Raw genomic sequence first — 10,547 nt, forward strand, 5'->3', positions numbered from 1 at the left:
CTACGGCCGGCAGCGTCATCAGCAGCAGTTCCTCAAAGCCGTGCTCAAGCAGGCGGTGAGCGACGGCCTCAACTCGCCGACCAAGCTGCCCGGCCTACTGTCCGCAGTCGGCAAGACGATGACGGTCGACTCAGGTGGTGTCTCCCTGGAGGACTGGGTCTTCGCCATGCGTGGACTCAACCCGGATGATCTGGTGACTATCAAGACCAACGCAGGCCGGTTCAACAGCAAGTCGGTACCGGGCGTGGGCAGCGTCGAGGTTCTCAGTGACGACAGCTTGCAGCTGCTGAAGGCCGTCAAGAACGACGACGTCGCCGCCTTCGCCCAGTCTCACCCGTCCTGGGTCTCGGCGACCTAACGGGTTCCTCTTCTTTCATCGGCTCCGCGCTTTAGATTCCAGCGGCTGGACCGCAGATCCAAGCCGCTGCGGCCAAAGCGGCGCACACCGCCCTTGACTCACTCGGTCCCCGGCCTCGGCCACACCGCATGGCGCATGGCGTGGCCCTCTACACCCCACGGGAAACAATGAAACCCATCGACCCGCACACCGACACGTACTACGAGCGCTTAGCCCGGTGGCCGTCGTGACGGCTCTCACGACGGCCCGCGGCGCGATACTGATGGTGGTCAGCGCGGTCTTGGCGCCGATCGCGGGGCTGATTGCCTGGAAGGTCCGACGCCGCCCGACCCCCATTGAAGGCCCGGCAATGAGCGCCGCCGAAGACGACCGGCTCGCGCAATGGGGCGACAACCTCGACCGGGAATTCTGGGCCGCCGCAGACGCGGTGTCCGCGATACCGTCAGGCACCATCGCCGACCAGCACAATCCACGGGCGGTGGCCAGGCTGGCCACCGCCGTGAACCCGATTCACCACTGGCTGACGCAACCGCGTGGATATGACGAGCTGCAGGCAACCGCCGAGATCATGCGCCGGCTCGGGCGAAGCGCGATTCAAGTGCAGGCGGCAGCCTTGGCCGCCGCTCGGCATCCCGACGACGCGCTATTGGCCGCCGTACTGTCTGCCAGCATGACGGATCTCGAACAAACCGTTCACGACGCCGCCTCAGCGTCGCCGTAGAGTAAAGCCCTGACCCGGTCAGTAACCAGGTCAGTGGCGAGTTCCGGCAGGTCCAGCGAGTCAGGATCCTGCTCGCCGCCGCGGGCAGGACCCCGAACGCGGTCATCGCCCGCCGCATCGGCTGCACACCGTGCACGGTGCGTAAAGTTCGGTGGGATTGCCGCAGCGGGGTATGCGGGCGCTGAGCGACCGGCCCAGATCCGGGCGCCCGCCGGTCACGACGTCGACGTGCACCTGCTGATCCTCGCGACCCGACCAGTGAACCCCCGAGCACCGACGCCCAGTGCTGGCGCGACGGCCTCCGCGCTGCTGTGAGGCGGAGGCCGGTGGCGGTGTGCGGGTTAGGACTTGCGGGAGCGACCGATGGGATATCCCTGTTCGCGTAGAGTGCTGGCCCAGCCTTGGATGGTGCCGTACGGCTTGCCGTAGTGCTTGGCCAGCTCGGTCAGCTTGCCGTCCACCTGCTTGTACACCCGCATGATCTCGTCGGCAGGCGGCCGGCCACGCCGGTCGGCGCCGACGACCGGGGACGCTTCCACCGGCGGGGTTGCGGTCTTGGACTTGGCCCGGCCTCGCACGGGCTTCGCGGCGCGCCGTCCGGGCGGGTCGGCCGCCGGTGCCGGGCTCGATGCCGCTGGCGTCGTGGCCCCATCCCGGTCGTCGGCCGGCGAACCGCTCTCCACCGCGGAGGCGGGTTCGCCGGCGATGTCGGCGGCGGCGGGCTCATCGACGACACTGGTGTCGTCGGGGTCGGTCGTCTGTGGCACCTCGGCATCGAGGTGCGAGGTCGCTGCCGACACGGGGGCCGAGTCGGCTTCGTCGAGTGCGGCCTTGACCCACTTCAGGACCCGCCGCCGGGCTTGCGGATCCAGTTGGTACAGCAACTCGAACGACTGCTGCATGACGGTCAACTCGGGCAACGCCATCAAGTCTTCTACCTCATCTGCTGGTCAAACATTGTGAGCTACCCACAGTAGGCGAACGGCTGTCATGCCACCGAACGAGGGCAACACGTCGCCATCGCATATTTGCCGACAACCAGCCAGGGACGGCCACAACCCGCCGCCACACGAATCCGGCTCACCCAACCGTGGGACATCGTCGTCAGGTCGGGTCGGGGATCCTGTTGTCACGGTGGATCGGCCGTCGTCCTGCCGGGACCAGTGCTTGTCAGCCATGCTCTGGGGGATCTCGATGTCGGACACCGCAGCTGGCGGGGCCCCTTAGCGGACGGACGAACGCAATGTACGCTGCCGGGCGGCCCACCACCGCTCTGCGAGCCGTACCAGCAGAAACACCGCCCCCACGTAGAGCCAGCCGACCAGCACATCGATGATGTAGTGCTCACCGGTGTAGACCAGCGTGAACGTCATCGCGATCGGATACGTCAGCAACAGCGGCCACCATCGCTTGCGCACCATCGGCAGGAAGAAGACCACCGCCATCAGGGCCCACGCGGTATGCAGCGACGGCATCGCCGCAACCGGGTTGGACTGATCTACCCGCAGCTCGTTCAGCGTGTTGCCGGCGCCCTGCAATCCGATCACGTCCCAGCCTCGATCGGATATCAGGGTCACCTTCTCGGCCAGTTTCCCCTTGTCGCTGGCCCACCACGGCGGCGCGGCCGGGTAGACGAAGTACGTGATCAACCCGGCCAGGCACAGGGTGAACCAGCGTCGGACGAACCGAGCCCACAACGGCCGGGTGCGCAGCCACAGCACCACCGCGATGGTAGGCACGACGAAGAAGTGTGAGACGTAAACCACCGTGACGACCGCCATCCACCACGGGGTAGTGCCGTCGTAGAGATGCTGCTGCAGCCAGGTCGTCGGCACCTGCCCGCCGGTGAGCCAGCCGAACATCGCCTTGTCAGCCTCGATCAGCGGGGTGACGTACGGCTCGCGTAGGCCGTCCGCGTATCCACGCGAGACGTTGTAGACCATCAGCAGCAAGACGATCGGCAGCCAGTCGCGCAGGAAGAGCAGGTGCTGCTTCCACGGCAGGTGGTTACGCCAGGCAATGGTCGCCAGCCAGAGCCAGCCGAAAACCGCCATCGGGTCGCTGCTGGGCACCCCGACGAACCCGACGAAGATCCCGAACGCCGTCGCCCAGATCAGGATGCCGAGGATGCGCCGTTTGGCCAGGGCGCCAGGCGCAGGCACGGTCGTCGTCTCAGGCGGGGCTTGCAGCATCGTCACACGGCGAAGCGTAGCGAGACCGCGTCCACGACCCCTGGGCGACACCGCAGTGGCTCGACACCATAGCGTCGGCTGAGATCAGCCCGTTAAGCATGCATTCTCTGGAACAGTGGGCCCACCGGCCCTGCTCAACGCCGATGTCGGCGATAGCCTCAGCCGACAACCCGATCGTTGACTGACGTCAGGCTGTGACTCAACGTCCGACCTCGAACTAGCCGTCAACGTGCACCCAGCCCGGTACCGAGCGCAGCACTCCGGTGCCGTACTGGAGGTGCCACCCGTCAGCTTTCGTCGCGTGGGCCGTCCCGGTACGCCCAAGCGGTGATCTTCGTCTTTGTGGCGCTGGACGTCACTGGATCCCGGGATGAACCGTCGCCCCCGTCGAGGTCAGTGGAACCGTCGGCCTCGGATGTGTCGGTGGCCGCTGTGGCCGCGGTCGAAGGGTCGCCCGCGGGCGCCGTCGTGGCGGCTGGGCCGCCGGTGGCCGGCGCTGCGGCGGCTGGCCGGCGGCGTGACCGCAGGACCATAACGCCGGCGGCCGCCGCGCACAGCGCCGCGAGAATCCATCCGGCGAAGGTCCACGGACTGGGGGCTGCCGTCGCGTCGGCGACCAATCGGGCGAACTGGGCCTGCTCGGCCGCTGATGCGGTGTCTGTGCCGCTGGTCGCGCCGCCGTGGCCCTGCGCGGCGGGCTGCTGACCCGGCACGGGGGCCGTCAGTCTCAGCACCGTCGGCGGTATCGTCGGGCCGGCCTCGCCCCCGGCATACGTCGGTTCAACCAGGAAGGACATCGTCGAGGTCGTGGGCAGCGGTCCCAAGGCCACCCGGAGGTCCGCCGACTTGCCCGGGGCGATCGTCTTGCCCGGCACGGCCGTCCACGTGATCGCCGAGGTGACCTCCGAGACCGGCGTTCCCATGGTCATCGTGGTGATCGGCTTCGCCAGGCGCTTCTGGGTGATCTGCGGCGCCCAGTCGGGCACCGACAGTGGGTAGACCTCGGCGACCGCCATGTCTACAGGCAGCGAGACCTTCACCTTCGTGATCGGTGCCGACAGCGACGTGTTGGTGACGCGGAATGTCAGATTGACGCCGCTTTGCTGGGGTGCGCTCGCGGGGTTGACTGATGCGTCGGCCAGTGCCGGGCTGCCGACGAACAGCGACCCGGCGGCGGCGGCGAGTGCCAGCACGCTGACGCGCCGTTGAATTCGAAGCCTCATGACAGGTAGTTCGGACTGCGACGCCGAATGGTTCAATTCGGCCGACCCTGGATCGCAGTGCCCGCAGGGCGGATCGAGGCCGGTGGACGGGCCGTGCCGGCGTCGCCCATGGAGGTGTTACCCCGTCCGGGCGTTGACAGCAACCAGGTGGTGCTGCGGGGCTCTGTGCCCTGTTCCGCCAGATCACGGTCGGATCCCTTGCGGCTGTGGCTCCGGTTGGCCGCCCTGCTCCCGTTGAGCATGGCGGTGAACTGGGGGGCGCGCTCGGTCCGCCCGGCGATGACCGGCATCGAATAAGGACCTGGCTGGTTGGATCGGCGCCGGACCGGTCGGCTGGCCCTGGTGCGGCACGTCACGAACATCGGGCCCAAGCCGGCGATGAACCCCTCGGTCCACACGGGTCCCGGGGCGTCCTCGCGTGACTGCGGAGCTCAGAGCATCGAGACGTGCACGTGGTCGTAGTGGTCGAGCGGTCCGGTGTACGGCGACCAGCCGCTGGCCGGGAACCAGACCTGCCGGTACCAGATCACGTACAAGATGCCCAGCCGGTCGGCGTTTCGGACCAGGAACGCCATGAGGTCGTTGCCGTAGTTCTTCATGTCGGCGTTCCTGGCGTTGGAAAACCCCTTCTCCTGCAGCGACCAGTCGCAGGCACGGCCCTTCGGGTGCTCGAAAGGCCCGCCGGGACGGTAACAGCCGACGAACCGGTTGAAGTCGGCCTTCTTGGCCTGCTTCAGCATGTTCGCGGTACGGGCTGTGATGCAGCCACCGGTCGTCGGATCGTCAACGGTGCAGGACTCCGGGGTGAACCCGCCGTCGGAGTTACGAGGAGCGGCGGCGGCCACCGGCGATTTGGCCGAGACGTAACCACCGGTGAGGCTTTTGCCGCCGACCACCGCGAGTGCCTTCTCGGCCGCCTCTTTCTGTTTACTCATGACTGCGAGGCTCTGCCGCTGGGCCTTGACCTCCCGGTCGAGGCGATCCTTCGCGGCCGCGACGTCGGCGATCGCGGCGTTGAGTTCGCGCAGCTTACCGTCGTTGACCCTGTTGATCTCTGCCAGCGAGATGGCCTTCTGCACGAAACCGCCAGGAGTCTCGCTTTTCAGCAGGAAACTCATGGCGGAGATGCTGCCGGTGCGGTATTGCTGACCCGCGACGGCCTGCACCTGGGGGATCAGCGAGTCGCGCCTGGCCTCCGCAGCCTTCACGTCGAGTGCCAGGCGCAACTGCGTCTTGGCGGATTTGCCCACGGCAGCCTTCGCGGCGACGAACCGGCGTCCGGTGGTGGTCAACACGTCCACCAGCATCGGACTGTCATCGGCTTCCTTCGGCGTCGCCGTGCTGCCGTCCGGCTCCGCGCTGGCCGCCGATCCAGCAGCCATGACCAGTGATGCGGCGACGAGCGGTGCCAGGGCGAGCACCAGCCACCGGCGGGGATTGGCCGTCATGCATGTTCCTTCCGTGTGACCGCCGACCGGGTTAGCTGACGGGTTCGGGATGGAAGCGCTCCCTACGGCACCGCGCGTGACCGCGCGGAGCCGACTCACCCCACATGAATGGTTCCCCGGTTCGCCTATGGGCGATTGGGCGGCGGCCCGCCGGCGCCTTGGGGACGGCGCCTCCTGGCGGTGACCGGACGCGATACTACCCGACAACCGTCAGCTGGATCAGCACCGCAACGGAGAGAAGAATTGTCACCCTGCAACAACGCTCTGCAATCTGTGAATCTTGCCATAATCAATGGTTATCCACGATTCCTGGATGAACCATTTTGCTTACCCGCCGTGGTTATTGCATTGCACGCTGTATCCAGGGTGGTGAATCGGGAATTTGCCGGTATCGTTCGTCGCGGTCTGCGTTACCGAACGGAGACCGCCGCCTAATCGCCACATCGCGAGCCGGGGAACCAAGGCCCAGGTAGTGGGGTGAATCCGCACCGTGTGCAGGGAACGCGGGCGGTAGGGATCGCTTCCGTCCCGAACCCGTCAGCTAACTCGGCAGGCGGCCGACGGAAGGAAGGCACGTGAAGCACCACTCTGTCCCTCGTCGAGTCGCAGCCCTGCTCGCGCTGATGGTCGCCGTGTCGGGGCCGGTTGTCGCTCATGCCGGCCCGGCCTCCGCGGCGCCACTACCGGTTGCCGCCCCCGGAGACAACGGTGACGACGGTGAAGGCGGTTCCAAGTCCCTCGTGGCGCAGCTCGAAGCGGCGTCCAAGGGTTTCGTCGAAGCCCAGGAGGCGCTCGACCGCTCCCAGAAGCGTCAGCAGAAGCTGGTCGGCCTGCTCAAGCAGATCGACGGGGAACTCGGCCCGCGTCAGGCGACCCTGAACGAGATCGCCCAGCAGGCGTACCGGACCGGCCGGCTCGGCCCGATGACCGCGTTGCTCACCGCCTCGTCGACCGGCAGCCTGCTGGACCGGGTGCAGGCCCTTGAGACGGTGGCCGTCAAGCAGGACCAGGCGCTGCGTGAGCTCAAGGACACCCGAGCCAAACAGGAACAGGCCAAGCTCGCGATCGACGCGGAGATCCGCGACCAGCAGAAGCAAGTCACCGTCATGGCCAAGCGCAAGACTCAGGCCGAAGGCGCGCTGAAGGCCGCGAACGCCGGCGGCGACGCCTCCAACGGCGCGCCCAGCGGCAGCAGCGCATCGGCCGCGCCGGCTCGCCGCAACTCCGACGGCTCGCTGCCGGATGAGTCGTGCTCAGCCGACGACCCGACCACCGGCGGCTGCCTGACGCCTCGAACCTTGAACGCGTTGCGCCAAGTGCAGAAGGCAGATTTCACCCGATACACGAAATGCTTCCGACAGCAGGCCAGCGGCGAACACGGCAAGGGCCGAGCCTGCGACCTCTCGGTGGAGAAGGGCACCTTTGGCGGCGTCGCCCAAGGCGGCGACAAACAATACGGCGACCGACTGGCGAGCTACCTGATCAACAACGCAAGCCGGCTCGGTGTGCTCTACGTGATCTACTACAAGCGGATATGGCTCCCCAGCAGCGGCTGGAAGGCATACACCCGCGGCAACGGTGACCCGTCGAGCGACCACACCAACCACGTGCACCTGTCCATGCGATAACCGCAACTGCCCGGGAGTGCGAGAACCTGCTCGCGCACATAGGCCGTACTCCGTCGCTACGCCAGCCTCCGGGCCGTCCGCACGGCCAGCCGGACCCCAGCCAGGACACCACGCTCACACATGTCTCGGCTCAGGCGGTCGCTGCAGCGAACAAGAATTCCTGCCAGCCCTCGGCACAGGTAGCGGACCCGCCCCTCGACGGGACGGGGGCCGGTGCGATGTCTCCTCCAAAATATGTGCTCATGTACGCACGCGACAACGTTGCAGGTGCCTATGAGGTGCAACAACAACCGGTGAGCGACGCCGTGGTGGACCGGGCGGCGACGACTTTCGCCATGCTGGCCGACGCGACCCGACTGCGGCTGCTGGCCGATCTGCTCGATGGGGAGCGGGACATCACGGCGCCGACGGCGGCGGTCGGCGCAGCCCGTCCGGCTGTGTCGCAGCACCGGGGCAAGCTGCGGCTGGCCGCCTTGGTGACGGTGCGCCGCGAGGGCCGGCGCGCGGTCGCCGGCCCGCATGGGCGCAGGCTGGTGATCGAAGCGCTGTATGCCGCCTAGCATCAAGTCTCGGACCGGCCCGCCCACCATGACCAGGCGCTCACCGATCCTCTGATTCCGGGACCGCGCTGAGCGCCCTGGTCAGTGCTGTTTGGCGGTCAGCGCGAAGGCGAGCAGGCTGGTGGCGGTGAAGTCGATCGACGGTTCGGTGTTGGCTGAGACCCGCACATTATCGGTGTAGTGGGTGTCGTCGCGGTCGTAGGCGGCGAACGTGTTACTGCCGCAGGGACTCGGGCTGGGATCGGCGATGAGTTCGTGGATACGCGTGGCGGCATTCGGCCCGTTGACCACGGCGCCGACCATGCCCGCCGTGGTGGCGGCGTCGGCGGTGAGGCTGGCGATCTGGTCGTGTGGGCAGCGGGGATAGGTCGTTCCCGCCCCGACGATCAACGACGTGCCCCACCCGTTCGCCCCGAGGGTGACGCCGCGCTGTGCGGTGGCGAACGTCGCGTACCGGCCGTCGCCGGTCAGATGCTCGTACAGTTCGGCGGCGGCGGTGTAGCCGAGTTGCCGGGCGGCGTAATCGGATCCGCCGAGGCCGACAGCGGCGCCCATCGGATTGCCGGCGGCGGCTTTCACGCCGGCGTCGAGCCGGCGCCGCATGTCGCGGCCGAGCCCGGCGGCGTCGATCTCCGCCCCCGCCACGGGCGCCGCGGTCAGCGCCCGGGCCAGCTCGGCGTCGGCGACGGCGCTGAGGTTGTAGACACTCAGCTCGGCGGTGGAGCCGTTGTCGGCGTTGACCTTCGCCCAACGCGTCGCCTGCCGCGCCCAATCCTGCGCCCGCGGGTCACCCAGCTTCCGGGCGGCCAACGCCAGTTCGGTGGCACCGACGGCGAGGTCGTCGGCCCAGCTGTCCTCCGGATAGAAGCTGCGCGGCTCGGCAGTGACCAACTGCCCGACGTCCCCGGTCTCGGCCAGGCCGAAGATCTGTTCCGCGGCGGCCAGGTGGGCCTTCGCCCGGGCCGGTTCGGCGGCGGCCTCGACCTGCGCGGCCAAGGCGAACGCGGCCGCGACACGTCCGGCCAGGTTTGGGCTCAGCGCCTGTCCTGGTGCTGCGGCACGGAACACCGGCCGGTATCGCTGGTAGTAGCGGCCGTCGCCGGGTGTGACGGCGAGGCGGTCATCGTCCTGGGGTAGACGCCAGGTGTCGTGGTCGCCGAGGAAGCGTTGGTCACCGGTGCTCAGGCCACTGCCGATCCCGACCTGGGTGTAAAGGGTGGCGGTGTCGGCGTCCCACATCTTGTCCAGCCAGTCGACGCCGTGGCGGGTCTCCGCGTCGAGCCCGGCCGGGCCGAGCCCGTCGCGCTGCACCAGCAACATGGCGACAAGGGCGTATGCGGTGGTGTGAGTGAATTTGAGGAAGTCCCCGGCGTCGTACCAGCCGCCTTCGACGTCGACCGGCCCGCCGGCCCGGGTGAGTGCGTCGGTCAGCCGGCCGTCTTCGTCGAAACTCGGGCGGTCATACACGCTCGCCTGACGGTCGGCCAGGTGCGCGGGTTGCCGCCGCCACGGCCCCGCCACCTGATCGGCGCCGTCGCGATGGGCCTGGAAGTACTGGACCGAGTTCTGCGCCAGCGGCCCGAACAGTTCTGTTGCGTTCCCGACCCGAAACGGCGGGGACTCGGCCGTGACCGGGCCCTCGACCCGCAGCCGGTAGGTGCCCGGCCTGGTCAGCGAGGTCAGGTCGATCGGGCGAACATCACGAAACGTCGCGTTCCATACACCCCGGCTGCGCCCCACGACGGGAGCCAGCACCTTTCGGCCGTGTCCGTCGATGACCGTGACGCGGGCACCGTCCGGAGCGCGCGGAGCGAGCAGCACCGCGGTCTTCGTCTCGCCCGAGGCGTATCCCACCTGGTCGAGCCGGATCAGCGCATCCGTGTTTTGCAGCGGTGCAGGTTTCGGCATCGGATCGGATCGCCGCGTGTTGGCGCAGGCGGCCGATACGAACAGGACAGCAGCCAATAGCGCCATCAGGATGCGGCTCTTATGGCCCCGTACCATAGTGATCACAACCAGCGAGTATCCGCGACCGCATAGGCGCAGGCGCGGACCCGTTGTCCGCCAGCCGATCGGCCAGAGGAACTACCTACCGCCGGTCGGTACGTCCAGCCCAGGCGCCACCGTCGTCCGGCGTCCTGGTGAAGGTATTCCTGCCCAGATGCTCGCGACCTGGGCGTCAGCGCTGCGACGCCGCCGAGACGAGCTCGTCCCCGTCGGTCAGCGACCACGACTCGATCAGGTCCTAGAAACTCCACTCACGACGCACTGCAACACCCTGACAGACAAGGATCACCGTCGCCCGGAGGTCTTCATCATGCGCAGGTGGGGCCGCGACGAAGCGCCGATCAGGGTGTGCGTCGAACTCGGCGGCGACGGCTACACCGGCCGGTCGTCAACGTTGTGCTGGCCACCGA

Annotated in this window: 8 protein-coding genes, 1 pseudogene and 2 riboswitches; of the genes and pseudogenes, 4 read left to right on the forward strand and 5 right to left on the reverse strand. The window is 67.9% G+C overall.

Going from position 1 to position 10,547, the window contains the following annotated elements; translation table 11 throughout:
* Both DMB66_RS54920 and DMB66_RS54925 read left to right on the forward strand, forming a co-directional pair.
* Nucleotides 1–358, forward strand: a pseudogene (locus tag DMB66_RS54920) (DUF1601 domain-containing protein); the annotation flags it as partial.
* A 226-nt stretch (nt 359–584) separates the two neighbouring features.
* Nucleotides 585–1,079, forward strand: a complete 495-nt coding sequence (locus tag DMB66_RS54925; RefSeq protein ID WP_125811990.1) for a hypothetical protein — start codon at nt 585–587, stop codon at nt 1,077–1,079.
* Nucleotides 1,080–1,420: 341 nt separating this feature from the next.
* Here the strand turns inward: DMB66_RS54925 and DMB66_RS54930 are convergent, their stop codons facing one another.
* The 4 genes from DMB66_RS54930 to DMB66_RS54945 all read right to left on the reverse strand — a co-directional run bounded on the left by DMB66_RS54930 (nt 1,421) and on the right by DMB66_RS54945 (nt 5,942).
* A complete protein-coding gene (locus DMB66_RS54930; RefSeq protein WP_125811991.1) occupies nt 1,421–2,005 on the reverse strand; it encodes a hypothetical protein in 585 nt (194 codons plus the stop codon).
* Nucleotides 2,006–2,302: 297 nt separating this feature from the next.
* Nucleotides 2,303–3,271: a phosphatase PAP2 family protein gene (locus tag DMB66_RS54935; protein WP_125811995.1), complete on the reverse strand. Its 969-nt coding sequence runs from the start codon at nt 3,269–3,271 to the stop codon at nt 2,303–2,305.
* Nucleotides 3,272–3,558: 287 nt separating this feature from the next.
* Nucleotides 3,559–4,494 carry a DUF1775 domain-containing protein gene (locus tag DMB66_RS54940; protein WP_125811992.1) on the reverse strand — a complete coding sequence of 312 codons (936 nt, stop codon included), beginning with the start codon at nt 4,492–4,494 and terminating at the stop codon, nt 3,559–3,561.
* Nucleotides 4,495–4,925: 431 nt separating this feature from the next.
* Nucleotides 4,926–5,942 (reverse strand): hypothetical protein, encoded by a 1,017-nt coding sequence (locus tag DMB66_RS54945; protein ID WP_125811996.1) that lies wholly within the window; start codon nt 5,940–5,942, stop codon nt 4,926–4,928.
* A gap of 3 nt (nt 5,943–5,945) precedes the next feature.
* A riboswitch (cyclic di-AMP (ydaO/yuaA leader) is annotated at nt 5,946–6,094 on the reverse strand.
* Nucleotides 6,095–6,360: 266 nt separating this feature from the next.
* Nucleotides 6,361–6,514, forward strand: a riboswitch (cyclic di-AMP (ydaO/yuaA leader).
* Between the two features lie 3 nt (nt 6,515–6,517).
* Here DMB66_RS54945 and DMB66_RS54950 point away from each other — a divergent pair.
* Nucleotides 6,518–7,570: a hypothetical protein gene (locus DMB66_RS54950; protein WP_233625526.1), complete on the forward strand. Its 1,053-nt coding sequence runs from the start codon at nt 6,518–6,520 to the stop codon at nt 7,568–7,570.
* A 242-nt stretch (nt 7,571–7,812) separates the two neighbouring features.
* Complete coding sequence (locus tag DMB66_RS54955) at nt 7,813–8,130, forward strand: helix-turn-helix transcriptional regulator (protein WP_125811993.1); 318 nt, start codon at nt 7,813–7,815, stop codon at nt 8,128–8,130.
* A gap of 81 nt (nt 8,131–8,211) precedes the next feature.
* Here the strand turns inward: DMB66_RS54955 and DMB66_RS54960 are convergent, their stop codons facing one another.
* Nucleotides 8,212–10,038 (reverse strand): glycoside hydrolase family 9 protein, encoded by a 1,827-nt coding sequence (locus tag DMB66_RS54960; protein ID WP_158647678.1) that lies wholly within the window; start codon nt 10,036–10,038, stop codon nt 8,212–8,214.
* Between the last annotated feature and the right edge of the window lie 509 nt (nt 10,039–10,547).

The sequence above is a fragment of the Actinoplanes sp. ATCC 53533 genome (genome assembly GCF_003947245.1).